Source organism: Nocardioides sp. NPDC047086 (genome assembly GCF_040643685.1).
In the GTDB taxonomy this organism is placed as follows: Bacteria; Actinomycetota; Actinomycetes; order Propionibacteriales; family Nocardioidaceae; genus Nocardioides.
Genome location: NZ_JBEYUV010000008.1, coordinates 98,479 through 122,161, shown reverse-complemented (window position 1 = coordinate 122,161; position 23,683 = coordinate 98,479). Strand labels below are relative to the sequence as shown.

Annotated in this window: 23 protein-coding genes; 12 read left to right on the top strand and 11 right to left on the bottom strand. The window is 69.7% G+C overall.

The features are described from left to right. Positions 1-65 precede the first annotated feature (65 nt). Together ABZ796_RS08730 and pseI are read left to right on the top strand one after the other, a co-directional pair. The gene (locus ABZ796_RS08730) at positions 66-602 is read left to right on the top strand and encodes a GNAT family N-acetyltransferase (protein WP_357336208.1); all 537 of its coding nucleotides are present in this window, start codon (positions 66-68) and stop codon (positions 600-602) included. An 82-nt stretch (positions 603-684) separates the two neighbouring features. Then, positions 685-1,740 carry a pseudaminic acid synthase gene (gene pseI, locus ABZ796_RS08725; RefSeq protein WP_357336206.1) on the top strand — a complete coding sequence of 352 codons (1,056 nt, stop codon included), beginning with the start codon at positions 685-687 and terminating at the stop codon, positions 1,738-1,740. A gap of 57 nt (positions 1,741-1,797) precedes the next feature. Here pseI and ABZ796_RS08720 read toward each other — a convergent pair whose 3' ends face one another. Continuing rightward, on the bottom strand, positions 1,798-2,865 hold the full coding sequence (locus ABZ796_RS08720) for a spore coat protein (protein ID WP_357336205.1): 1,068 nt from the start codon (positions 2,863-2,865) through the stop codon (positions 1,798-1,800). A 117-nt stretch (positions 2,866-2,982) separates the two neighbouring features. Between ABZ796_RS08720 and pseB the strand changes: the two genes are divergently transcribed. The 4 genes from pseB (at position 2,983) to ABZ796_RS08700 (ending at position 7,080) form a co-directional block, all read left to right on the top strand. Then, positions 2,983-4,011, top strand: coding sequence for a UDP-N-acetylglucosamine 4,6-dehydratase (inverting) (gene pseB / locus ABZ796_RS08715; protein ID WP_357336203.1), 1,029 nt, complete (start codon positions 2,983-2,985; stop codon positions 4,009-4,011). 2 nt (positions 4,012-4,013) lie between these two features. After that, complete coding sequence (locus ABZ796_RS08710) at positions 4,014-5,135, top strand: aminotransferase class I/II-fold pyridoxal phosphate-dependent enzyme (protein ID WP_357336202.1); 1,122 nt, start codon at positions 4,014-4,016, stop codon at positions 5,133-5,135. After that, on the top strand, positions 5,132-5,854 hold the full coding sequence (locus tag ABZ796_RS08705) for a glycosyltransferase family protein (RefSeq protein ID WP_357336201.1): 723 nt from the start codon (positions 5,132-5,134) through the stop codon (positions 5,852-5,854). The genes ABZ796_RS08710 and ABZ796_RS08705 overlap by 4 nt, the downstream gene beginning before the upstream one ends. Positions 5,855-5,931: 77 nt before the next feature. Further along, positions 5,932-7,080 (top strand): hypothetical protein, encoded by a 1,149-nt coding sequence (locus ABZ796_RS08700; RefSeq protein WP_357336200.1) that lies wholly within the window; start codon positions 5,932-5,934, stop codon positions 7,078-7,080. A gap of 13 nt (positions 7,081-7,093) precedes the next feature. On the opposite strand, the gene ABZ796_RS08695 is transcribed toward ABZ796_RS08700, so the two are convergent. Beyond that, positions 7,094-9,307 (bottom strand): hypothetical protein, encoded by a 2,214-nt coding sequence (locus tag ABZ796_RS08695; RefSeq protein WP_357336199.1) that lies wholly within the window; start codon positions 9,305-9,307, stop codon positions 7,094-7,096. Between the two features lie 181 nt (positions 9,308-9,488). Here ABZ796_RS08695 and ABZ796_RS08690 point away from each other — a divergent pair, with 181 nt between their 5' ends. From ABZ796_RS08690 to ABZ796_RS08670, 5 genes are all read left to right on the top strand, one after another. Further along, the gene (locus ABZ796_RS08690) at positions 9,489-10,487 is read left to right on the top strand and encodes a glycosyltransferase (protein ID WP_357336198.1); all 999 of its coding nucleotides are present in this window, start codon (positions 9,489-9,491) and stop codon (positions 10,485-10,487) included. 95 nt (positions 10,488-10,582) lie between these two features. Further along, positions 10,583-11,635 carry an NAD-dependent epimerase/dehydratase family protein gene (locus ABZ796_RS08685; RefSeq protein ID WP_357336197.1) on the top strand — a complete coding sequence of 351 codons (1,053 nt, stop codon included), beginning with the start codon at positions 10,583-10,585 and terminating at the stop codon, positions 11,633-11,635. Then, a complete protein-coding gene (locus ABZ796_RS08680; RefSeq protein WP_357336196.1) occupies positions 11,632-12,390 on the top strand; it encodes a class I SAM-dependent methyltransferase in 759 nt (252 codons plus the stop codon). Before ABZ796_RS08685 ends, ABZ796_RS08680 begins: the two co-directional genes overlap by 4 nt. A gap of 81 nt (positions 12,391-12,471) precedes the next feature. Then, entirely contained in the window at positions 12,472-13,311 is an 840-nt protein-coding gene (locus ABZ796_RS08675) for a hypothetical protein (RefSeq protein ID WP_357336195.1), read from the top strand. Continuing rightward, positions 13,308-14,942 (top strand): hypothetical protein, encoded by a 1,635-nt coding sequence (locus ABZ796_RS08670; RefSeq protein WP_357336194.1) that lies wholly within the window; start codon positions 13,308-13,310, stop codon positions 14,940-14,942. The genes ABZ796_RS08675 and ABZ796_RS08670 overlap by 4 nt, the downstream gene beginning before the upstream one ends. 14 nt (positions 14,943-14,956) lie before the next feature. On the opposite strand, the gene ABZ796_RS08665 is transcribed toward ABZ796_RS08670, so the two are convergent. The 8 genes from ABZ796_RS08665 to folP form a co-directional block, all read right to left on the bottom strand. Further along, the gene (locus ABZ796_RS08665) at positions 14,957-17,251 is read right to left on the bottom strand and encodes a glycosyltransferase family 2 protein (protein ID WP_357336192.1); all 2,295 of its coding nucleotides are present in this window, start codon (positions 17,249-17,251) and stop codon (positions 14,957-14,959) included. Positions 17,252-17,260: 9 nt separating this feature from the next. Continuing rightward, positions 17,261-17,629 carry a hypothetical protein gene (locus ABZ796_RS08660; RefSeq protein ID WP_357336190.1) on the bottom strand — a complete coding sequence of 123 codons (369 nt, stop codon included), beginning with the start codon at positions 17,627-17,629 and terminating at the stop codon, positions 17,261-17,263. After that, on the bottom strand, positions 17,620-18,300 hold the full coding sequence (locus ABZ796_RS08655; protein WP_357336189.1) for a hypothetical protein: 681 nt from the start codon (positions 18,298-18,300) through the stop codon (positions 17,620-17,622). The genes ABZ796_RS08660 and ABZ796_RS08655 overlap by 10 nt, the downstream gene beginning before the upstream one ends. Positions 18,301-18,507: 207 nt before the next feature. Then, positions 18,508-19,101: a hypothetical protein gene (locus ABZ796_RS08650; protein ID WP_357336187.1), complete on the bottom strand. Its 594-nt coding sequence runs from the start codon at positions 19,099-19,101 to the stop codon at positions 18,508-18,510. A 15-nt stretch (positions 19,102-19,116) separates the two neighbouring features. Then, positions 19,117-19,554, bottom strand: coding sequence for a DUF3180 domain-containing protein (locus ABZ796_RS08645; protein ID WP_357336186.1), 438 nt, complete (start codon positions 19,552-19,554; stop codon positions 19,117-19,119). 82 nt (positions 19,555-19,636) lie between these two features. Beyond that, a complete protein-coding gene (gene folK, locus ABZ796_RS08640; protein ID WP_357336184.1) occupies positions 19,637-20,203 on the bottom strand; it encodes a 2-amino-4-hydroxy-6-hydroxymethyldihydropteridine diphosphokinase in 567 nt (188 codons plus the stop codon). After that, a complete protein-coding gene (gene folB, locus ABZ796_RS08635) occupies positions 20,200-20,580 on the bottom strand; it encodes a dihydroneopterin aldolase (protein ID WP_357336183.1) in 381 nt (126 codons plus the stop codon). The genes folK and folB overlap by 4 nt, the downstream gene beginning before the upstream one ends. Further along, entirely contained in the window at positions 20,577-21,404 is an 828-nt protein-coding gene (gene folP / locus ABZ796_RS08630; RefSeq protein WP_357336182.1) for a dihydropteroate synthase, read from the bottom strand. The genes folB and folP overlap by 4 nt, the downstream gene beginning before the upstream one ends. 103 nt (positions 21,405-21,507) lie before the next feature. On the opposite strand from folP, the gene ABZ796_RS08625 reads away from it, so the two are divergent. Beyond that, positions 21,508-23,040, top strand: a complete 1,533-nt coding sequence (locus ABZ796_RS08625; RefSeq protein ID WP_357336181.1) for a polysaccharide pyruvyl transferase family protein — start codon at positions 21,508-21,510, stop codon at positions 23,038-23,040. On the opposite strand, the gene folE is transcribed toward ABZ796_RS08625, so the two are convergent. After that, entirely contained in the window at positions 23,037-23,675 is a 639-nt protein-coding gene (gene folE / locus ABZ796_RS08620) for a GTP cyclohydrolase I FolE (RefSeq protein WP_357336179.1), read from the bottom strand. The genes ABZ796_RS08625 and folE overlap by 4 nt on opposite strands. Positions 23,676-23,683: the final 8 nt, after the last annotated feature.

The window sequence follows — 23,683 nt, the reverse complement described above, 5'->3', positions numbered from 1 at the left end:
AAACCTCACCGGTCCTGAACGTGCGAGTAACGTGAGCGCGCATTCCCTGACGTCTGAGGAGATCGATGTTACGACGGGCGACCGCCGACGACCTGCCGAACATGTTGGCCTGGCGCAACCAGGAGGCCAACCGTTCGGTGAGCATCAACCAGCATCTGATCACCGCCGAGGAGCACGCCGCCTGGTGGACCCGGGTCGCCCAGGACCCCACCCGGCGGGTGCTGATGTTCGAGTACGCCGCCCGTCCCCTCGGCGTGGTGACCTACTTCGACCACGACCCCGCCGCGAGGACCGCCTCGTGGGGCTTCTACCTCGACCACGACGGCACCACCGCCGACGGCACCGCGCTGCTGGCATGGACCAAGATCATGCGTGAGGCCGTGGCGTACGCCTTCGCCCCCGAGCCGGACGGACTCGACGTCGACGTCCTCGAGGGCGAGGTGCTCCCCCACAACGAGTCCGTGCGCGCGATGAACCGCCGGCTCGGTTTCACCGAGGGCGAGCCGTTCGAGCAGACCGTCGGCGACGCCTCGGTGACAGCGATCCCGGTCCGGCTGCACCGCGACGACCGACCCACCCGACGTTCCGGCAAGGAGCAGTAATGAGCGAGCATCAGCGAGCGACCATCAGATCTTTCATCGGGCCGCGTCCGTACTCTGGCGCTCGCGCTACGGAGGTGGCCCGATGACCACCCACGAGATCACCGTCGGCGACCGGCTGATCGGTCCCGGGCACGAACCGTTCGTGATCGCGGAGATGTCCGGCAACCACGGCGGCGACCTGGAGCGGGCGCTCGACATCGTGCGGGCGGCGGGCGAGGCCGGTGCGCACGCGCTCAAGATCCAGACCTACACCGCCGACACCATCACCCTGGACGTCGACACCCCCGCCTTCCGGCTCTCGGCCGACCACCCGCTGTGGCCCAACCGCCGCCTCCACGAGCTCTACGAGGAGGCGCACACGCCGTGGGAGTGGCACGAGCCGATCTTCGCGCTGGCCGCCGAGCTGGGCATGGTCCCCTTCTCCGCCGCCTTCGACCCCACGGCGGTCGACTTCCTGGTCGGGCTCGGGGTGCCGATGCTGAAGTCCGCCTCCTCCGAGATCACCGACCTGCCGCTGGTCCGCGCGATCGCCGAGACCGGGCTGCCGACGATCATCTCCACCGGCACGGCGACGCTCGCCGAGATCGACGCAGCGGTGCGTACGGCACGGGCGACAGGCAACGACGACCTCGTGGTGCTGGCCTGCACGGCGTCCTATCCAGCTCCTCCCGAGGCCTCCAACCTCCGCGGGATCCCGGTGCTGCGCGACGGGCTCGACGTCGCTGTCGGCCTCTCCGACCACACGCTCGGCATCGGCGCCTCGGTCGCGGCCGTCGCGCTCGGCGCGTGCGTGATCGAGAAGCACATCACGCTCTCGCGCGCGGACGGCGCCGTCGACTCCGACTTCTCCCTGGAGCCGGACGAGTTCGCCGCGCTGGTCAGCGAGACGAGGATCGCCTGGCAGGCGCTCGGCGAGGCCCGGATCGGCCCGAAGTCGGCCGAGCGCGAGGGCCTGCGGTTCCGTCGTTCGCTCTTCGTCACCCGCGACGTGAAGGCCGGTGAGCTGGCCTCCCCCGACAACGTCCGATCCGTACGTCCCGCCGATGGTCTCCCGCCGGCCGACATCGACATCGTCATCGGCCGTCCGTTCACCCAGGACGCTTCCGCCGGTACGCCCCTGAGCTGGGACCTGGTCTGACCCAACCGATTCGCCGAGTGGGCTCGTCATAACGAGCCGACTCGGCGAGGTTTTTGGTCAAGACGAGCCGACTCGGCGAGGTTTGGACAGAGACAGCAGAGCGTCGGCCACACGGGCGGGGCCGAGGCCATCGACTCTGGACCAGACCTGGGCGCGAAGGCGGGCGCGGTGATCCGGGTCGGTGAGGAGCTGCTGAAGTCGGAGAACGGCAGCAGACGGATCGCTGGAGAGCTCATCGAGCGTGGCCACTCCAACAGCCAGGCCGTCGGCAGCCATTCGGACGTACGCGTCCTGCTGGTTGTCGGCGACGCAGACGAACCCGACCGCGGCGCCGAGGCAGAAGAGCTCCCAGGCCGAGGTCCCCGCGGCGCTGAGCACGACGTCGGCGTCGGCGACGAGCTCGGCCAGGGTGTCGGTCGGCCCGATCACCCGAACGGACTGGCCGGGCGCCGGCACGATGCCGGCGATCTGCTCGGCCAGCTCCGGGGTGGCCGCGATGACGGTCAGCTCCACGGCGACCCCGGACCGCACGACCAGGCGCGCAACCCGGGGCGAGACGCCAAAGGCGTCCGTCCCACCGAAGAACGCCAGCACCCGTAGGGGCGTGTGCTCGTCGGCGGCGGACTTGGGCGCGCTCGGCCGCTGCCGGACGATGTCACGTCGCTGCTGGGCGTAGGCGAGACCACCGAGATACCTGGACCCCTCGGGGATGGGCCAGGTGGAGGCCTCCGCGCCGAGGTTCTGGTCCAGGTACAGGTCGGCCTCCCGTCCGCGCGGGTCGCCGTCGGTGAGCGCCAGCAGCGGCCAGCGTCCCCTCAGGTCGGCGTAGACCGAGGCCGGGAGGAGATAGGAGTCCACGACCACCGAGGACGGCTCGAGCCGCGTGAGAACGTCGCGGACATCGCCCGGTCCCGGCGATGCGATCTCGATCCCCCGGCATCGCACCTGCTCCGCGGCCCACGGCACCCGCCCCAGGTCCGCGACCAACACCACACGTACGCCTCGGGCGACGAGCTCCTCGCCGAGGGCCAGGCAGCGCATCACGTGCCCGATCCCGACATCGGGACCGGCGTCACACACCATGGCCACGCAACGACCTTCGGTCTCGACCGATCCCACGGACATGTATGCGCAACCTCTCGGATTCGTCCGTTTCGGCGGACGGCACGGCATGTGTCACCTTTTGCGCGCCGTGTCGTTGGCGCACCAGTGAGGCCCAGAGTAGAGAGCATCCCTGTGACAGTGCCCAATTCGGACGTTCGAGAGTCCGACGCCCCGATCAACCATCCTCTCGATGGCGCCAGCATCCTGATCACCGGCGGGACAGGCTCGTTCGGGAAGGCGTTCATCCGCCACGTCCTGGACAACCTCAACCCGAGGCGCGTGATCGTCTTCTCGCGCGACGAGCTGAAGCAGTACGAGTGCCGCCAGCTGTTCGGCAACGACCCGAGGCTTCGTTGGTTCATCGGCGACATCCGCGATCGCGACCGGCTCCACCGGGCGCTCCACGGTGTCGACTACGTCGTCCACGCCGCTGCGCTCAAGCAGGTCGACACCGGGGAGTACAACCCCTTCGAGTTCATCAAGACCAACGTCCTGGGTTCGCAGAACGTCGTCGAGGCCTCCATCGACGCCGGCGTCAAGAAGGTCGTCGCCCTCTCGACGGACAAGGCCTCTTCGCCGATCAACCTCTACGGCGCGACCAAGCTGACGGCCGACAAGATCTTCATCCTCGGCAACAACTACGCCTCCTCCTACGAGACCCGGTTCTCCGTGGTGCGCTACGGCAACGTGACCGGCTCGCGCGGCTCGATCATCCCGAAGTGGAAGGCGATGGCCGAGCGCGGCGAGCCGCTCGGGATCACCGACCTGCGGTGCACCCGGTTCCTGATCACGCTGCCGCAGGCGGTGCAGATGGTGCTCGACACCTTCGAGCTCATGCAGGGCGGCGAGCTGCTGGTCCCGCACATCCCCTCCCACAAGGTCGTCGACCTGGCCAAGGCGGTCGCACCCGACGCGACGCTCGTCGACATCGGGCTGCGCCCCGGCGAGAAGCTCCACGAGGAGATGATCAGCCCGGAGGAGGGCCGCCGCGCGGTCAGCATCCGCGACGGGAAGTACTACGTGATCGAGCCCGAGAACCCGCAGTGGGGCTACAAGCCGATCATGGACGCCGTGCCGGTCCCCGACGGTTTCCACTGCGCCTCGGACAAGAACGACATCTGGTACGACGCCGAGGACCTCCGCAAGGTTCTGGAGTCGGGGATCTGAGCATGCTGCCCTACGGCCGCCAGTCGGTCTCCGAGGACGACATCGAGGCTGTCACCGCGATCCTGCGGGGCGACTGGCTCACCACCGGGCCGACGGTCGACGCGTTCGAGCGGGCGCTCTCCGACCTGGTCGGTGGGCACCGGGCGGTCTCGTGCACCTCCGGCACCGCTGCCCTCCACATCGCCTACGCCGCCGCCGGCGTGGGTGCCGGTGACGAGGTCGTCACCACGCCGATGACGTTCGTCGCGACCGCGTCGGGGGCCTCGCTGCTCGGCGCGAAGGTCGTCTTCGCCGACGTCGAGGAGGACACCGCCCTCCTCGACCCGGCCGCAGTCGACGCGCTCGTCACCGACCGCACCACGGTGATCGCCGCCGTCGACTACGCCGGCCACCCGGCCGACTACGCCGCACTGCAGCCGATCGCCGACCGGGTCGGCGCCCTGACTCTCGCCGACGCTGCCCACTCGATCGGTGGCTTCTCCGACGGGCGTCCGGTCGGAGACCTGGCCGACCTGACCACGCTCTCGTTCTTCCCGACCAAGAACCTCACCACCGCCGAGGGTGGCGCCGTCGTCGCCAAGGATCCCGCCATCGCGCAACGGGCCCACGAGTTCCACTTCGTGGGGCTGATGCGCGACGCCGACCGGTTCCGGATCAAGGACGAGGGGCCGTGGCACCAGGAGGTCCACGAGTTCGGGCTCAACTACCGGCTCACCGACCTGCAGTGCGCCTTCGGACTCTCCCAGCTCACTCGCCTGGCCGGGTTCAAGCAGCGGCGTGCCGAGATCACCGCCCGCTACAACGACGCGCTCGCCGACGTCGACGGGCTGCGGCTGCCGGTCCGGCGCGAGGGCGTCGACCCGGCGTGGCACCTCTATCCGGTGCGCATCCTCGAGGACCGTCGCCGCGAGGTCTTCGAGAAGATGCGGGCGGCCGGCATCGGCGTACAGGTCAACTACATCCCGGTCTACTGGCACCCGGTCTACGCCGACCTGGGCTACCGGCGCGGGATGTGCCCGAACGCGGAGGCGTTCTACGCCGAGGAGCTCTCCTTGCCGCTGTACCCCGACCTGACCGACGACCAGGTCGACCAGGTCGTCGAGACGCTGGTCGGAGTCCTGTGAAGACCGCGGTCATCACCCAGGCGCGGATGACCAGCACCCGCCTCCCCGGCAAGGTGCTTCTCGAGGCGGCGGGCGTCACCATGCTCGAGCACCACCTCGCCCGGCTCACCGCGGCCGGGCTGCCGGTGATCGTCGCGACGACCACCAACCTCGACGACGATCCGGTCGCCGTCCTGGCCGACAAGCTCGGCGCCGGCGTGGTCCGCGGCAGCGAGCACGACGTGCTGTCGCGCTTCGCGCTGGCCGTGCGGGAGTTCCAGCCCGACGTCGTCGTCCGGGTGACCAGTGACTGCCCCCTGATCGACGGCGAGGTCGTACGCCGCGGCATCGACGCCTGGGCCGCCGCCGGCGATCCCGCGCTCTATGCCAGCAACGCCCTGGCGCGCACCTACCCGCGAGGGCTCGACTTCGAGGTCTTCTCCGCGGAGGCGCTGCTGGAGGCCGACCGGCTCGCGACCGAGACGCCTCACCGTGAGCACGTCACGCCGTGGCTCTACACCGACGACGCCCGGCCCCAGCTCAACCTGCCGTGGGAGCGGGACGCCTCGGCGTACCGGATCACCCTCGACACCCCCGAGGACCTGAGGCTCCTGCAGGTCCTCATCGAGGACCACGACGCCCATCGTCTCGACACCGGTGGCATCGTCGCCCTTCTGGAGGCCCATCCCGAGCTGGTCGCGATCAACGCTCAGATCGAGCAGAAGAAGCTCGGCCGATAAGCCCCGGCGGGTAAGATTCGTGCCACGCGGGGACGTCGCGCCGCACCCCATCCCAGCAGCGACATATGGAGAGGTGCATGCAGAAGACTCTGATCGTCCATTCCGGCACGTTCAAGACCGGGAGCACGGCGATCCAGACCTTCCTCGCCCGCGCGAGCCGCGAGGGGAACCTGCCTCCCGAGGTCGCGTACCCGACGATCGGTCGAGGCACGCACAGCGTCCAGCACCAGAACCTCTACTCCCAGCTCCTCGGCGAGGTGCTCTTCACGCCCTCCCTCGGCACGTGGGAGCAGCTCGTCGAGTCGATCGCCTCGGGCACCGCCGAGACCACCGTGATCTCCTGCGAGGCGTTCTCGCTGCTCAAGCCCGAGCACATCAGCGCGATCGGCGAGTACGCCCGCCAGGCGGGCGCGAAGGTCCGCTGGGTCCACTACGTCCGCGACCAGGCCACGTTCTACAACGCCTTCTACGTCGAGCGACTGATGGTGATGAGACCCGAGCACGCCGAGCTGGTCGATCTCCCCTTCGAAGACTTCCGCGAATGGTCACCCCTCGACATGAGCTTCCTGCGCTACGGGCAGTTCGCGGACACCATCACCACGGCCATCCCCGACGTCGACCTGCGGCTTCGCCCCTTCATCCGCAAGGAACTGCGCCACGGGAACGCCGTCGCGGACTTCCTCAGCACGTGCGAGCTCCCGATCCAGGGCGAGGGGGCGGCCTCGAGCAACGTCGGCTCCGGCTGGCGGACCGTCGAGACCGCGCGGCACCTGGCTCCGATCGTGGCCGCGGCACCGATGCGGGGCCGGCTCCGCGGCGTCGACTCCTACAAGGCCACGCGCCTCAAGTGGATCCAGATCCTCCGCGGCGAGCTCGTCACCAGGGCCACCCAGCTCGGCTGGAACGACACCAGCGCGGTCTACATGACCCCCGAGTTCCGCCAGGAGCTTCTCGACGACTATCGCGAGGACAACCTCCTCATCGGCAAGCTCGGCGGCTTCTCCTTCACCGAGATGATCGAGCAGAGCAGCTTCCCCGACTACAACATCGGCGACTACGCCTCGATCCCGGGTGATGAGGTGATGCAGGTCGTGAAGCTGGTCATGCAGGGCCTGCACACGATGCCGGAGGAGATCGAGCGGGAGGTCGAGGAGGCCCGCGCCCGCAGGAGGGCAGCGGCGCCACCGCCGCGGCGCAGGCTGCTCCGCGGCGTCCTGCGCCGCTGACAGCCCTCGATCGTCAGCGGCCGCCTTCCTGATGCAGGTCGAACACGGAGTAGAGCCCGCGCTTGAAGCGTGGCTGGCCGAGCTCGCGGCGGATGCCGGGGAGGTCGGCCCGGTAACGACGGTCGACGACGAGCCAGTCGACCCCGTACTCGTCGCGTAGCGTCGCGATCGTTGCCGGTGACGGGTCCGTGATCGCGGCGTCGTTGGCCGCGAGCAGCTCGGGGTCCCAGAACGGCAGGTAGGCCGAGTTGTTGAGATCGGTGGACGGCAGCCCGACCACGAGCGGGTCGATGTAGGCCCAACCCTCCACCAGGACCCGGCGCTCGGCGTACGCCGCGATCCAGAAGTTCCTGCGGTCGCAGTCGGGCACGGGGAGCCCGATGCAGTGCGCGTTGGTCGCGATCAGGTCGTCCGGCTGCGAGCGCTCGCGGACGAACCGTGCGGCGGCGACTCCCCCCGGGCCGATGATGTCGGTGTCGGACTCCCGGGGAACCGCCGGCCCGATGGTGGCCAGGGCGACGGTCTGCGGGGCCCCGGAGAGCACGACGCCCAGCATCAGCGCCACGACGGCCGGGACCGCCGCGATCGCCGAGCGCCTGGCGTACACCAGCACGGCGGCGACCGCGACGACGAGCACCAGCAACCCGATGACGAGCTGGGTCAGCAGCGTCGGTGTGAAGGCCGAGCCGCTGGCCGGCATGTCACCGCCCGTCAGCAGTCTCACCGACACGACCGTGAGCCAGCCGAGAGCGGCGCAGCCGACGATCCGGAGGCCGTCGCGCCGCGACAGGTCGTCCGGGACGATGTCCGACAGCGACACAGCCGTCGCCACGGCGAAGAACCCGGCGGCGCCCAGGAGGAAGTACGCCTGGCTCAGCGCCGGATGGCTCAGGACCATGAACGCGCCGGCACCCGCGGCGAAGGTGCCTGCCAGGAAGACGCGGTCGGGCCGTCGCCAGCCACCCCGCAGCAGGCCCACGATCACCGGCACGGCGACGAGGACGAACCCGACGGTGAAGGAGATCCAGATCGACACCGGTGCGGACCCGGGGAGGCTCTCGCCCTCCGGCAGCATCAGGATGCCCAGGCGCTGGACGGTGCTCCCGTTGAGATCGATGCCGGTCGCCCGGGTGCCACCGCCGTAGAACAGCTGCTGAGCGACCAGGAAGACGACGACGGCCGAGCCGAACAGGATGCCGAGGGTGCGGACCGTCTGCATCCGACGCAGCACGACTGCGACGACCAGCGCGAGGAACAGGGCGGCGATGACGGTCGGCAGTGCGGACGACTTCGCGCCGGCCACCGCCACCATGACTGCCACCGTCAGCAACCACGGCCACCATCGCCACCGGTCGCGCCGGACCGTCTCGACGATCAGCACCATCAGCACCATCTGGAGCGGCATCACCAGAGCGTGCGTCGGGCTGTCGAAGGCCCGGGTGACGGAGTCGAAGGCGAGCTGCGCGGGGCTGACCAGGCTCGTCCAGCCGAAGAAGTCCGGGGTCACCCCCGTGGCAAGAACGAGAGCAGCGACGAACCCGGGCCACGTCTTTCCGGTGAGACGGGTCGCCGCTGCGTACGCTCCACCGACCGTGAGCAGGACGAGCAGCGCGATCGACAGGCTGCGCAGGAGCACGATCAGCTCGATGTGGGTGACCGTCGCCGCCGACGCCACGTGGACATAGACCAGCCAGTGGTAGAAGAGCGGGGTGCCGTCCACCCACGGCATCTGGGCGGGAAAGTGGTGCAGCAGATCGCCGGCGATCGCCAGGTGGAAGGGCTCATCGACGTACGGGGCCCGCAACGCGTCGATCGGCCGCGGCGACCACACGTACTTCGCAGCCAGGAGCACCTGTACGCCCGCCACCGCCGCGCCGGCCCACGACCACAGCCGCGCCCTGCCGATCACGACGGGACCCACCCGACCGACCCGGCGGCGGCGTCGAAGGACAGCCACCACGGCGACGAGCACCACGACCGGATAGCCGTAGATCAGCTGGGTGAGGTCGAAGAGCCGCAGCAGCACGTAGAGCGGAGCCTCGAGGACGAGCCCGAGGATCGTGCCGAGCACCAGGTCGTTGCCGAGGCTCGGGCCCGGCTTGGCGACCGCTCGCCACACCACGGTGCCCGGGAAGGTGAGGAACGCCAGGACGTACCCGGTGAAGAGCAGGGCGTCGACGAGGTCGACCCCGGCGACGAGGATCGCAAGCATGAGCGTCGCGCTCACGACGAGCACGCCCGGGAGAAGCCCCGACCAGGATCGTCCCGGAAACATGCGGTCCGAAGGGGGCTTCGTGCGGGGTGCGACGCTCACGGTTGCCGGGTCTGCAGTCACGCGGGCGATCATGCCAACAAAACGCCTACACGGAGTACACCGAAGCCTCTCCGGATGCGCTATTTTCCTAGCGATGTCCCTCACCCACACCGTCTCCGTCATCATCCCGGTCTACCGCGGTGCCGAGACGCTTCCGGACGTGGTGAGCGAGGTCGTCGACCTCGCCGAACCGTTCGTCACTCCGGACGGGAACCAGGGACGTGTCACCGAGATCCTCCTGGTCCACGACCACGGTCCGGACACGTCCGATGTCGCCATGCGGCAGCTCGCCGAGAAGTACGACATCGTTCGACCGATCTGGCTGAGCCGTAACTTCGGCCAGCACGCCGCGACCCTCGCCGGCCTGGCTTCGTCGGGATCGGACTGGATCGTCACGATGGACGAGGACGGCCAGCACGACCCGGCCTACATCGGGCCAATGCTCGACACCGCGCTCCGGGAGCGGGCCGCCCTCGTCTACGCCCGGCCCACCAACGCGGCGCCTCACGGCCCGCTGCGCAACCTGACCTCGCGTGGTTCGAAGGTCGTCATCGACCGCCTCATGCCCGGGGGCAGCGCCCGGCAGTTCAACAGCTTCCGCCTGATCCTGGGCGAGTACGGCCGCAGCGTGTCCGCCTACGCCGCCAACGGGGTCTATCTCGACGTCGCGCTGAGCTGGGTGATCTCGGACGTGGCGACGTGCCCGGTGGAGCTGCGCGAGGAGGGTGAGCGGCCCTCCGGCTACAACTACCGCTCCCTGATGTCCCACTTCTGGCGGATGGTGCTCACCGGCGGCACCCGTCTGCTGCGGGCGGTCAGCATCTGCGGAGCCCTGCTCGCTGCATCCGGCATCGTGCTGGCGGTCGTACTGGTCGTCGCCCGCCTTGCCGGCGGGGTCCCGGTCCAGGGCTGGACCTCGTTGATGGCGGCCGTCCTGGTCTGTTCCGGCGCCATCATGCTCACCCTCGGAGTGATCGCCGAATACCTCGGTGTCTCCGTCAACATGGCCATGGGCAAGCCGCTCTACGTCATCGTCAGCGACCCCGCGAACGGCCCGCTTCGCGAGGGACCCCGGCCAGGTCACCCCGAGTGACCAAGGACCAAGCCCCCGCTGGTCGAGCCGCCGGAGCCGCTAGGCGGAGGCGTGTCGACACCAACACAGTCCCGCCGCGCGCCGACGGGACCGTGTTGGTCTCGACACGCTCGGCCGCGGGCGGCCTCGCGGCTCGACCAGCGGATCCGTCCCGACCGCCCGCGCTCGTCGTCGGTGGCGGCGGTCTGCTCGGCCGCCACGTACGCGCCGCGCTGGAGCGCTCCGGAGCGCCCGTGCGGACGGTGAGCGTGCCCTGGGACGACCCGGTGGCCGCCCGCGCCGTCCTGAGGTCCGAACTCACCTCCTTCGTCGGCTCCTCACCGGACGGCCGCGTCGACATCGCCTGGTGCGCCGGCGCGGGCGTCGTGGCCAGCCCGGCGGACGAGCTCGAGACCGAGGTGTCGCTCTTCCGCGACGTGCTCGCCGACCTCCGTGCAGCGCTACGGCCCGAGACCCGGCTCGCGTTCTTCTTCGCCTCCTCTGTCGGTGGCGTCTATGCCGGCTCGGCCGATCCTCCGTTCACCGAGCTCTCCGAGCCTCGGCCGCTGGTGGCGTACGGCAGGGCCAAGCTGGCCATGGAGGAAGGACTGACCGCATTCTGCGCCGAGACCGGCTCGGTGGCGCTGCTCGGCCGGATCACCAATCTCTACGGGCCGGGACAGAAGCTCTCCAAGCCCCAGGGCCTCGTCTCCCAGCTGTGTCTGGCCCAGCTGCGCGGCACCCCGCTGCCGGTCTGGGTCTCCTTCGACACCATCCGGGACTATCTCTATGTCGGCGACTGCGCCGAGATGGTCGTCGACGCCCTCGACGGGCTCCACGAGCATGTCAGCCGTGCCGGATCGAACGCCGTCGTCAAGATCTTGGCGGCCGGCACCGGAGTGACCCTCTCGGCCGTCATCGGCGAGACCAACCGAGTCTTCAGACGACGCGCGAGGCTGCGCATCCCGGGAGCCGGGACACCCGGCCAGGCACGCGACCTGCGGGTCCGCAGCGTCGTCTGGCCGGAGCTCGACAGACGGACACAAACGCCTTTCTCCGTCGGCGTGCGTCGCATCGCCGATGAGATCGCGCTGGCCTACGCTGCTGGTACCTCCGCCCCCGGCCACAAACATCAGTCGACCAACGTGAGCGAGGTCTCCATCCGATGACCGAAACGGGCATGCTGCTGGGCACCAGGTCCGGCGGCTCTCCCTCGATCGCCCAGAGCGACTACTGGTGGTACCGAGCGCGCACCCGGATCCTCGAGACGGTCATGAAGCCGTACGTCGGGACACCACGCCGACTCCTCGACGTCGGCAGCGCCGACGGGCCCAGCGTCACCTGGCTCGAAGGCACCGCCGAGCATCACATCTCGCTGGACGTCGACCCGCGTGGCTTGGCCGACGGCGGCGTGTGCGGCTCCGCCGACCGGCTCCCGTTCGCCGACGGCTCCTTCGACGTGGTCGCGGCCTTCGACGTGATCGAGCACTGCGATCCCGAGGCCGCCGCCCTCGCCGAGATCGAGCGCGTCCTCGCCCCCGGCGGCCGCCTCCTGATGTCCGTGCCGGCGTACAACTGGGCCTGGACCCGCCACGACGACCTCAACCACCACTATCGGCGCTACACCCGGCGGCGGGCGGTGGCGGCGATCAGGGCAGCCGGGCTGTCGCCCGTGCGGGCGACGTACGGCTTCGCGGGTACGTTTCCCGTGTTCGCCGCTCAACGCCTGGTCACCCGGGTCAAGGAGCGCGGTCCGGCCGGTGCCCAGCAGCTTCCCGACGGCGGCGTCGCGCCGCTGCCCGAGGTCTCGCCCGCGATCGAGAAGGTCCTGCTCGGCGCCACCCGCGTCGACGAGCGCCTGCTGACCCGGCTCGACCTGCCGTTCGGCTCCTCGGTGCTGGTGGTCGCGGTCAAAGAGCACTGAGAATCACGCATACACTCTGACATGCCTCGGCATGCGGCCTAAGCCGGCCGACATGGTTCGCTAGATCTCGGAGACTGAGACTTGGACACGAGCAATCACTGGTACGGACACGCCCACATCCTCTCGGAGTACTGCGGCCTCCCGTTCGAGCAGCCGCGCCCGATCTGGGGCGTGCTCCAGCACGGCTGGAACCTTCTGCACGGCTTCGGCCCGGGCCACGAGCCGCCCTACGGCTTCCCCAAGTTCGTCTGGTCCCACGCGAACCTGCGCCGCGGCCAGGCGGTCGGCTGGCGCGACTACGCCGTGATCGGCGCTCCGTGGAACTATTTGCTCGAGCTCAAGAAGGACGTCGAGCCGGTGCCGCCGGCCGCCGAGCGCGAGGGCACGATCTTCTACCCGTTCCACACCTGGGACCACGGTGAGGTCAGCGGCGATCACGACCGGCTGATCACGGAGATCCGGGACACCGAGGAGGGCCCGGTGACCGTCTGTCTCTACTGGATCGAGTACGACATGCCCGAGATCCGCCGCCGCTACGAGGACGCCGGATTCCGGGTCATCTGTCACGGCAAGCGCGGCACGTTGCGCCAGGGCACGGACATCCGCTTCCTCCACAAGCAGTACGCGGAGCAGATCCGCCACCGCCGGGTCGCGTCGAACCGGCTGACCACCGCGATCTTCTACGGCGCCTCGGTCGGTGCCGAGGTCGCGGTCTACGGCGACCCGATGACCTTCGCCGACGTCCGGGACGCCAGCGTGCGGGACGGGAACGAGCAGGCCAAGCGGCTGTTCCCCGAGTTCCACGGGGTGGAGACCAACGCAGAGGAAGTACGCGCCACGACCGTGCGCGAGCTCGGGCTGGATGCCATGGCGTCGCCTGCTGAGCTGCGCGCGCTCTTCGGATGGGAGATCACAGGATGAACGACATCGACACGGCTGCGAAGGTCGCCGCCTACAGCGTCGTGCCGGGCGACATGTACGACTGGTCCGACATGACCGGCGCCCGGGCCCTTCCTCGCGGACCGGTCCTGACCCGATTCGCGGTCTCGGCGGCAACCGGCGCCTCACACCTGCTCGTCGTCGGCCCGCACGACCTCGACCTGCTCGACGCGGTCGTCGACCGAGCCGCGACGACGACCGTCGTCCTCCGCACCCACGCCGACGCGGAGCTCGTCTCCGAGCGTTACGCCGACCGGTCCGTCGACGTCGTCTGCGGTGATCTGCGCGCCTGGACCCCCGATCGGCCGGCCGACGCCGTGCTCGCGCTGGACGGGTTCAGCCGAGTCGCGTCGATCGACACGGACGCGGCGGACTGGCACGTCATCTCCGAGCACCTGGCCGGGCTCTCCACCGGCGATGCTCGGCTGGCGCTGGTGGTCCCCAACCCGGGATCCCCGCTCTCGCAGCTCACGGCGGTCGCCCCGGAAGCATCCGACGACAATGCCGACTGGTCCTTCCCCGTCCATGATCGTGCGAACCCGCGAAGCCTCGTGGACGCGAGCGCCCGCTTCCGCGGTCGCGGCTACACGCTGTGGCCCGACGCCGGTTCTCCGACCTTGGCCGCAGCTCCCGAGGCCTGCTCGGTGGCGCTCGCGGTCGCTCACGGCCGGCCCGCGGAGACGCCCACGTTGCGCGAGGTCCAGCCCGCTCTGGGCCAGGCGCTGGACACCCTGGACGCCGCAGCCGCAGCCGGCGGCTGGCTGGTCACGCGAGGCCTGGACCCGATCCCCTCGGTCGTCGGTGTCGATCGGACCGGTGACGAGACCTCCTGGACCGCGGCCGAGCGGTCCTGGCTGGTCGAGGCCATGCGCGACTCGGCACGCCGGGACGTGGCGGGCCTTCGCCACCACGTACGCCGGCTGCACGACGCGGTGGCCGCCGCGCCCGAGCAGTGGTGCGGTCTTCAGGTCGACGAGATCGGCCTCGACGCCGGGCGCGTGGTCCCTGTCCACGAGTCGACCGTGAAGCTCGGCGAGTCGGCCGACGAGATCCTGCTCGGGCTCCTCGACGAGCTCGCCGCGTTCATCTGCGCGGCTGGGTGGCGCCACCCCTGGCCCGCAGGTCGCGGCAGGGACGAGCTCACCGTCCTGCTCGCGGCGACCATCGATGTCGCGGTGACGGCAGCGGACGTACGTCGGGTACGTCAGCGGCGAGGGTCCGCGCTCGCCTCGACCGGCATGACACCCGTGGTCGCACGTCGGCAGACGCCGCAGGACGCCGATCCGAGCGACCGACAGAGGCTGATGGATGAGAACGAGGCACTGCGCGGCCAGGTGACCTGGTTCAAGCAGCAGATGCGCCAGCGTCAGACGATGACCCATGAGGTCCGCACCGCGGCCCGACGTGACGTCGCGGCCCTGAACGATCGCATCAAGGAGCTGGAGGACCAGCTGAACGCTCGGCTGGCCACCCCCGTCAACCGGGCCGCCAAGCGCGCCTCAGCCGTCCCCGGGCGGGCGCGTGCCGGCTTCGGACGGGTGCCCGGGGCACGACGTGCGGCTCGCCTGCTGAGAAGGGTTCTCCGCGCGTTCCGACGCGTGGTCACCCGTTAGCGGAGCTCAGCCGGTCACGCGTCGGTGGGCGTGGCCGGCGCGAGCCGCAGGTGGATCTCGTCCGACCAGCCGAACTCGAGCTTCGCAGCCTCGTTCGCGGCGGGCTGAGGCACCCGTTCGCTGAGCTCGCGGGCCACCACGACCGGCTTGTGGTCGCGGCCGTCCAGCAACGACCACGGCGCCGTCTCGCAGGCACCGTGCTCGACCGCCGTGCTCCGCAACGTACCCGCGGGCACGGTGATCAGGAAGACCCCGTCACGGTCGACCACGTCCAGGGCGACGTCGAGGGGCTTCTCCGGGGTCGGCCAGGTCCGCAGCACCGCCCCTGTGGACTCCAGCCGAGGACCGTCCGGACCCCGCAGGATCAGATCCTCACCCTGCCACCAGGCATCGTGGACGACGGGACGGTCGGGCGTCGCGGTGATGACGAAGGACCCGTTCGGGTCGCGGGTGGCGTTCACCGCGCGCCCCTTCATCAGTGATCGCGACCCCAGGAAGTCCGGATGCACCGGCAGCGGAGACGTACGTCCCTTCCGGGCCAGCTTCACCCGGGTGGGCACGATCTCCTCCATGGGCATGTCCAGCCCGGACTTCTCGAGGACAGCCTCGACGGGCACGGTCAACCGCCACGGGGTGACGCCGCGGTCGCCCCGTTCGCCGATCGTCAGCGGGTGGGTCACGACCGAGCCGCTGCGGTCGGTGAGCGTCAGCTCCGCCGACTCAGGAGGAGCGCCTCGGAAAGCGCCCCGGATCTCGATCTCGTCGCCGAGGTCCGTGGTGTGATCCACCCAGGCGTCCGGGAGGTCACGGACGGTGACCCCGAAGCCCCCGGGGAGGCGTCCCGGGCGACACCAGCGGTTGCCGATGCGCCGCCAGCCCTGCCACCGTTCCCGCCCGTCCCCGGACGTCGTCACCTGGATCACGTCGCGGACGTCGCGGTTGCGGATGCCGATCATGAGCCGCCACTGGCGGTCACCGGCCAGTCGGGAAGGGTCGATGCTCAGCTCGAGCGTCGACCTGTCCACCTGGCCGAACGGGATCGCCCGCGGCAGCGCGACGTGCTCCACCGGCACCCGGCCGCCGGTGGGACTCTCCAGCCACACCTTGAAGCGGGTTCGTGGCGCCAGCGCGAGGGTGTTGATGCCGATGTTGACCCGGACCGCGACGCGGGAGCCGTTCCACCAGGCCTCGGTCGCCACCGCCTTGGCCTTCATGTACGCGGGGGCCAGCCGGAACACCGAGTCCGGGACGCCGACGGCGGCGTCCTCGAAGGACGGGAGCTTCGCGTACCAGCCATCCTTGCGACGGGCCAGCGGCGCCTGGGTCCCGTACTCGGCCCGATACCGCGTCAACGCCGTGAGCGCTTCGCGCTGCCGACGCTTCAGCAGATCGAACACGAGTCGCTCGAACGGTCCCTGGCGGTTGAGGATCGCGTCGTCGACGCGCGCCAGGTAGCGCTCCGCCAGGTCGAAGATGCGTCCGGACTCGTCGGTCGGATGGTCCTCGATCGACCGGGCGAGCACCTGGACATCGGTCGCCGCGAGATGCGACTTGACCAGGTCGGACAGGTAGGGAGCCTGCTCCTCGACCATGTCGAACAGCATCTCGGCCGAACGTACGCGGTCACGGAGGTTGTCGAGATTCCAGTGGCTCTGCGTGATCGAAGCCTCGCCACCGTCGCGGTGGCGCCAGTAGTAGATCGGCTCGGCGAGAACGTCGACCTGCCGGGCGCGGATGTGCGCGGCAAGGGCGACCGGGTAGTCCTCGTAGAGCATGTCCGGGTAGCTGAGGCCGGCCGAGTCCCAGAAGTCGCGCCGGTAGACCTTGTTCCAGATGTAGCGATCGATGCCGAGGATGTGAGTCCGGCTGCAGTGCGTCGCGATCCGGGTGGTGACGAACGGGCGGCGGTGGGACCACGACTGCCAGACCGACACCGAGTCGAAACGGCGGGCATTGCCCGCCACGAAGTCTGAGCCCGAGCGCGCCAGCGTGTCCGTCATGAGCTGGTAGGCGTACTCCGGGACGTAGTCGTCGGCGTCGACGAACGCGAGCAGGTCACCCCTGCTCTCCTCGACCCCGATGTTGCGGGCCACCCCGACACCGACCTTCTCCGAGGAGACCACCCGGAAGCGCGCGTCGCTCGACGCGAACCGGTCGGCCACTGTCGCGGACCCGTCGGTGGACGCGTCGTCGACCATGACCACCTCGAAATCCGAGAAGGTCTGGGCACGAAGCGACTCCAGGCACGTCTGGAGGAAGGGCTCCACGTTGTGAAACGGGATGACGATGCTCAGAGCGGGGTGCGGCACGTTCTCACCTTATGTGGCTCCGTCCTCGAGCCTCCGCAACCGCTCCTCGAAACGCGTGGCCGCGGTGATGCGGGCGCGCACCTGCTCCTGCTGACGCTGGATCTCGGCCCAGATCGAGGCGGCGTCGACATGGCCCTCCGACGGGGCGCCGGTCGCGATGCTGCCGCGCTCGACGGCATCACGCAACGTCTCCACGCGCGCCTCGAGGGCCGCGACCTGCGGGCTGACCCGAGCGAGCTCGCGCTCGAGGTCACCGATGCGGACCCGCTGCCGGTCCGTGATCGCACGCAGCTCGTCGATGACGGCACGAGCCTCGTCCAGCTCGGCTGCGGATCCGGCCTTCCGGATGACCTTGCCGCGCAGTCGGTTCATCGCCATAGGGAAACGCGCTCCTCCTCGAGCCAGTCGGTCATGACACGCGCCTCTGCCTTGATCCGGTGCTCCGGGGCCACGGGCGAAGAGCCGCCCGCCTGGTAGGTCCACTCCTTCTGGCCGGGGTTGTCGACGAAGGAGAACCCCGACAGGAGGATGTCGGACTCCGGGAACAGGCTGACGGCGAGCCACGCGGCGGTGAATCCCGTGGTCGGCGCCAGCTTCTCGGCGCGCCAGGGGATGTCGAGGTCGTTCCCGATACGGGTGAGCAGCTCCCTGTTCGGGAGAGGTACGAAGCCCAGATCGGGCGGCCAGGACATCGGCCACACCTCGAGGCGGCCATGGAAGCGCATCGGTTCGGCGAGGAGGTAGAGACGCTCGCGGTAGCGGTCGAAGGTGAACCGTGTCGGTCGGGTGATCCGGTTCCAGATCACCACGTCGGCCCGTGAACCCTGGACACGCGGCTCACCAGGAGCATCCAGCACGAAGCTGTTGACCCGGATGACCAGATCGGAGTCGTCGATCGCCTGCGCTCGCTCGTCGCTGGGCCCCAGCGGAGCGTTCCCGAGCACGGCGACCGATCTCACCGGCCTCCTCCTGGCGTACGCAGCCATGAGCTCGCGCAGGCACACGAGACCTTCAGGGACCGCGACTGCCTGGTCGACGGTCAACGTCACCCGGCTTCCCCCTTCCAACGCCCCCTGACGGCAGCATCGCCACCGATCGCGGGCCGTGACAGGCTCGTTACCCGCCCGGAGAAATTATCACGGTGACACCTGTACCGCAGTTACCTGCCCGAGCATCTAGTGGGTGTCCGCCGCGTGAAATCACACATGCCGACGCAAACTGCCGCTTCATTCCAACAGCCGGCAGCCGATCCTCGGTCAGGCGGACTGGGCCCCGGTCCAGCTGGTGCGCTCGGCCTCCAGCTCGGCACGTACGGCGTCCAGCTCGGACTCCAGCTCGGCGACCCTGATCGCCGCCTCCGCGGCGTCGGCCTCGACGGCTTGGAGCCTCGCCTCGAGCTGCTCGCCGCGCAGCTCGGCCTGGGCGGCCCGGCGGGCCTCCTCGCCACGGCGACGGACGGCCTCGGCAGCGCGCTGGTGGGCGGCGGCCAGAGCGGCCTCGAGCTCCTCGACGGCCTGGACGCGGCCGGCGAGCTTGGCATCCATGTGCTCGCGGAACTCGGCGTTCTCCTCGGCCCGCTTCTCGGACTCGACACGGAAGGCCTGGGCCTGCTCGGCGCGGTCACGCGCCCAGTCGCGGCGGGTCTGGAGAAGCTCGGAGTGGGTGATCTTGGTTGCGGCAGCGCCACAGGCGAGCCCGAGAACGGCCGCGATCACGACGACCAGCCAGGACCCGGAGGCCACCGCGGCGGTGATCGTGACGGCGGCCAGCGCCAGCAGGGCTACAGCAACCGTCAGGCGTGTACTGCGCTGACGCCTGCGTGTGACTGAAGTTGCGGATGGGGAAGGCATACTCTCACGGTACGGCTAGTTTTCATCCTGTTTGCGGACCCGGCACGCGTGTTCGAGGAGTCGAGAGGCCAGGACGATCGCGATTCCGGCCACGGCCGCCAGGGCCGAGCGCACCAGCCGCTCGCCGGCGGCGGTGCTGACGTCGTAGCCCAGCCAGCTCACCGCGTAGCCCAGATAGCCCCCGGCGAGCAGGGCGCCGACCAGGGTGCAGGCGCGGGCGAGCACCAGCCGGTTGACCGCCTGATGAGCCTCGATGCGCTCGCCGCGTACCTGCAGCTGGCGGTGGGTGATCCAGGCGGTCACGCCGAGGGCGGCCGCGATCAGGAGCAGCACCACCGGCTGCGCCCAGGTGACGACCGGAGCCACCCCGCGCCAGGTCTCCAGCACGGGGTGCGCCAGCCAGCCACCGACGATCCCGATGACCGCCCAGGCCGTGATGGCTCCGCCCGACATCGGGCGGAGCCGGCGCTCCTCGTCGGCGGGGTCCTTCTGAGGACCCTGGTCGGGGTCCTCGGGTGCCGTGCTCAGATCCGGCTCAGAGCTCGAGGGCGAGGTCGTCGCGGCGGGTGATGCCGGACTGGTCGGACTGCTCCAGCAGCTCCGCGATCGGACCCACGCCGGGAAGATCGGCGCTCGGCTCCAGGTCGAGCCACGGCTTCAGTACGAAGGCCCGCTGGTGCGCACGCGGGTGCGGCAGCGTCAGCGACTCCTCCTCGAGGATCTTGTCGCCGACCGAGATGACGTCGATGTCGAGCGTACGCGGCTCGTTGAAGATGCCGCTGCGCGAGCGCCCGTAGGCGTCCTCGATGGTGAGCGCCCGCTCGAGCAGACGCGTCGGGGTGAGAGTGGTGTCGGCAAGGACGATCGCGTTGAGGTAGAGCTCAGCGCCCTCCGGCGAGTCGACCGGCTCGGTCTCGTAGACCGGCGAGATCGTGGTCACCCAGACATCCGGGGTCTCGGCGAGAGTGTTCAACGCGTCCTGCAGATTTGCCAACCGGTCCCCGAGATTGGAGCCCAACGACAGCACCGCCCGTCGGATCGGCCGCATCTCCCCGGTGAGCGTGTCGGCGTCGATGATGTACGGGTTGGGTACCTCTGTCACGTGCTCTGCCTCCGGGTGATCGTCAGGGTGACGTCTTTGAACGTCGCTTCGATAGGCGCCCCCGGTTTGTGAACCGTAACACGTACCCAAAGTGCGCGGATGTCTGCAAGGCAAATGTCCGCGATCCGCTGGGCAAGCGTTTCGATGAGGTCCACCGGGTCGCGCTCAACATTGGTTTTGACCGCCATCGCGAGACTTCCGTAATCGACGGTGTCTTGCAAGTCGTCCGTGTCCGCAGCCTTGCGGGAGTCGGTGCCGATCACCAGGTCGATGATGAACTTCTGCCCCTCACGGCGCTCGAAGTCGAACACTCCGTGGTGGCCGAAGCACTCCAGACCGAGGATCTGGATTTCGTCCGCAGGTTCGGTGATGTTCATCGAATGGTCTCCTCGCTCCGCTCGGCCACGCCCAGCTTCATCGCCGCCGCGAGTGCGTCCTTGGCGGCACGTACGTCATGAACACGCGTCGCCCAGACTCCGCGTTGCGCGAGAAAGACGGTGATCGCGTCGTGGGCGCTCTCGCGTTCGGTCACCGGACGCAGCGTGCCGTCGGGTGCGGCCAGCAGGCGGCCGAGGAAGGTCTTGCGGCTGGCCCCGATGAGCACCGGGAAGCCGAGCTCGTGGAACTCCTCCACGCCCGCCAGCAGCCGCCAGTTGTCATCGGCCGTCTTGGAGAAGCCGAGCCCCGGGTCGATCACGATGTTGTCGTCCTGAACTCCCGCGGCCCGCGCCGCCTCGATCCGCTGCTCCAGCTCCGCCTTGACGGTGGCGACCACGCCGTCGGCGTAGACGAGATGGTCCTCGTGCTGCATCTCCGCGCCGTGCGCGCGCCAGTGCATCACGACGTACGTCGCACCGTGCTCTGCCGCGACCTTCAGGATCCCCGGGTCGGCCAGGCCGCCCGAGACGTCGTTGATGATCTTGGCTCCGGCCTTCAGGGCCGCGTCCGCGACCTCGGGGCGCATCGTGTCGACCGAGAGGGTCGCCCCCTCCTCGGCCAGCGTCTCGATGACCGGCACCACCCGGGCCAGCTCATCGGCCACCAGCGGCCTGGTCGCCCCCGGCCGGGTCGACTCGCCGCCGATGTCGAGCAGGTCGGCCCCCTGCTCCAGGAGCGCGTGACCGTGAGCCACCGCGTCATCGGTCGCCAAGAAACGTCCGCCGTCGCTGAACGAGTCGGGCGTGACGTTGACAATCCCCATGACCTGCACGTCACGACCCTATCCGGAGGCTCCGGAGGAGCAGACTTGACCAGGTGGCCCGCTCAGCCGGGCTGCCCGCCAGCGCACATATCCGGGAGACACCGTGGCCAAGATCCTGCTCCGCTCAGCGAGGGACCCCTTCGACGTGATCGAGGCGGATGACCCGCGTGCGTGGGGCATCGGCTTCTACGGCACGAACGTCGGCAACCTCCTCTTCGCCGACTCGACCCACCGGCTCCTCAGCGTGCCCGGGACCGAGATCGTCGCGAACCGCTTCGTCCATGAGCGACGTGCGTTCACCGCCGACGAGGTCGCGGCGACCGACGACGAGTACGACCACTTCGTGGTGCCGCTGGCCAACGCCCTCCGGCCGGAGTTCACCCGCCCACTGACCCGTCTGACCGCCTTCATCGAGCAGCTCTCGATCCCGACCACCATCGTCGGCATCGGCGCGCAGCTCTCCCTCGACGAGCTCGACACCGCTCCCGACGACGAGCTGGCTGCTCTGCACCGCCGGTTCATGGACTGCGTGCTCGAGCGGTCCCCGAAGGTCGGCGTACGTGGCGAGATCACCGCCGAGTACCTGCGACGCCTCGGCTACGGCGACGAGCACGTCGAGATCATCGGCTGTCCGTCGATCTACCTCAACGGCCCCGAGCTCACCGTCCGCGACGAGCACTCCACCCCGATCGCCGACGAGGACCCGATCGCCGTCTCGATGAGCCCGCTGACCTCACCCTGGTTCGAGACGTACGTCGACGCCTTCGCCGACCGACATCCGCGCATGACGTACGTCGGTCAGACCCACCACGACTTCGCGATGCTCCAGTGGGGGCGGCACCGTCAGCCCGAGATGGATCTCGACCGCGACCATCGGCTCTACCACGAGGACCGGACGCGGATGTTTCTCGACGCCGGGTCCTGGATGCGGCTCCTGGCGACCCAGCGGTTCGCCTTCGGCACGCGTATCCACGGCAACGTCGCCGCGGTTCTTGCCGGCACCCCTGCCATGGTCATCGCCCACGACTCACGCGTGCTGGAGCTGTGCGACTACCACGGTCTGCCCTACACGATGCTCGACTCGATGCTCGACCCGTCCAGGGCCGCGACCACGGTCGACGAGCTGTTCCAGGCGGCCGACTACACCAGCTTCCACAACCACCTGGCCGAGGGCTGGAAGCGGCTGACCGCGTTCCTGGACGATGCCGGCCTGGCGAACGTCGCGCAGCCGGGCCGGTCGAGCGCGGCCTACGACGCCGAGCTCGCCGCGCTGGAGCCGGCGGCACCGGTCGCCACGCTCCGAGGATCGGGGCATGACGCCCTCCGGCGCATCGAGGACCGGATCCATGCCCTCAAGATCGCCTCCGAGCACACCGACACCGCCGCCAAGCGGCGTGAGCGTGAGCTCGAGAAGAAGCTCACCGCTTCGGTGAAGCGCCAGGCCGAGCGGATCGCAGCTCTCGAGTCGACCACGCGCAAGCAGCAGACCCGGATCGAACGACAGGCCCGCCGCCTGGGCCGCCAGCGCGCCAAGATCCACGAGCTCCGCGCGGACCTCGCCCGCCACCAGGAACGAGCGGGTCTGCGCGGCCTCGTCCGGCGGCTCCGCCGCCGGCTGGGTCGCTCCGCCGACTAGCGGGTTCCGCCGCGGATCAGGGCCATCGCCTCGGCCCGGGTCGTGGCGTTGGAGCGCATCGTGCCGCGTACGGCGCTGGTGATCGTGCGGGCGCCGGCCTTCTTGACGCCACGCATGGTCATGCAGAGGTGCTCGGCCTCGATCACCACGATGACGCCGCGCGCCTCGAGGATCTCGGTGAGGGCGTCGGCCACCTGGGTGGTGAGCCGCTCCTGGACCTGCGGTCGCTTGGCGTATACATCGACCAGTCGGGCCAGCTTGGACAGGCCGGTGATCTTGCCGGACTCGGCCGGGATGTAGCCGACATGGGCGACACCCGTGAACGGCACCAGGTGGTGCTCGCACATGGACCAGAGCTCGATGTCACGGACCAGGACCATCTCGTCGTGGCCGAGGTCGAAGGTCGTGGTGAGCACTTCCTCGGGCGTCTGGTGCAGCCCGCGGGTCACCTCCTGGTAGGCGCGGGCGACCCGCGCCGGAGTCTCGAGCAGCCCTTCACGGTCGGGGTCCTCCCCCATCGCGTAGAGCAGCTCGCGCACGGCCGCCTCGGCCCGCTTCTGGTCGAACACCGGCACCTCCGCCACGTCCCGCTCGGGGACGTGGACGGGCGCAACGTCATCGAAGTTGTCGGACATGTGTTCCG

Coding starts and splice junctions, on each gene's coding strand:
- ABZ796_RS08730 (WP_357336208.1), top strand. CDS start 66: ATGTTACGACGGGCGACCGCCGACGACCTGCCGAACATGTTGGCCTGG.
- pseI (WP_357336206.1), top strand. CDS start 685: ATGACCACCCACGAGATCACCGTCGGCGACCGGCTGATCGGTCCCGGG.
- ABZ796_RS08720 (WP_357336205.1), bottom strand. CDS start 2,865: ATGTCCGTGGGATCGGTCGAGACCGAAGGTCGTTGCGTGGCCATGGTG.
- ABZ796_RS08710 (WP_357336202.1), top strand. CDS start 4,014: ATGCTGCCCTACGGCCGCCAGTCGGTCTCCGAGGACGACATCGAGGCT.
- ABZ796_RS08700 (WP_357336200.1), top strand. CDS start 5,932: ATGCAGAAGACTCTGATCGTCCATTCCGGCACGTTCAAGACCGGGAGC.
- ABZ796_RS08690 (WP_357336198.1), top strand. CDS start 9,489: ATGTCCCTCACCCACACCGTCTCCGTCATCATCCCGGTCTACCGCGGT.
- ABZ796_RS08680 (WP_357336196.1), top strand. CDS start 11,632: ATGACCGAAACGGGCATGCTGCTGGGCACCAGGTCCGGCGGCTCTCCC.
- ABZ796_RS08670 (WP_357336194.1), top strand. CDS start 13,308: ATGAACGACATCGACACGGCTGCGAAGGTCGCCGCCTACAGCGTCGTG.
- ABZ796_RS08660 (WP_357336190.1), bottom strand. CDS start 17,629: ATGGCGATGAACCGACTGCGCGGCAAGGTCATCCGGAAGGCCGGATCC.
- ABZ796_RS08650 (WP_357336187.1), bottom strand. CDS start 19,101: ATGCCTTCCCCATCCGCAACTTCAGTCACACGCAGGCGTCAGCGCAGT.
- ABZ796_RS08645 (WP_357336186.1), bottom strand. CDS start 19,554: ATGTCGGGCGGAGCCATCACGGCCTGGGCGGTCATCGGGATCGTCGGT.
- folB (WP_357336183.1), bottom strand. CDS start 20,580: ATGAACATCACCGAACCTGCGGACGAAATCCAGATCCTCGGTCTGGAG.
- folP (WP_357336182.1), bottom strand. CDS start 21,404: ATGGGGATTGTCAACGTCACGCCCGACTCGTTCAGCGACGGCGGACGT.
- folE (WP_357336179.1), bottom strand. CDS start 23,675: ATGTCCGACAACTTCGATGACGTTGCGCCCGTCCACGTCCCCGAGCGG.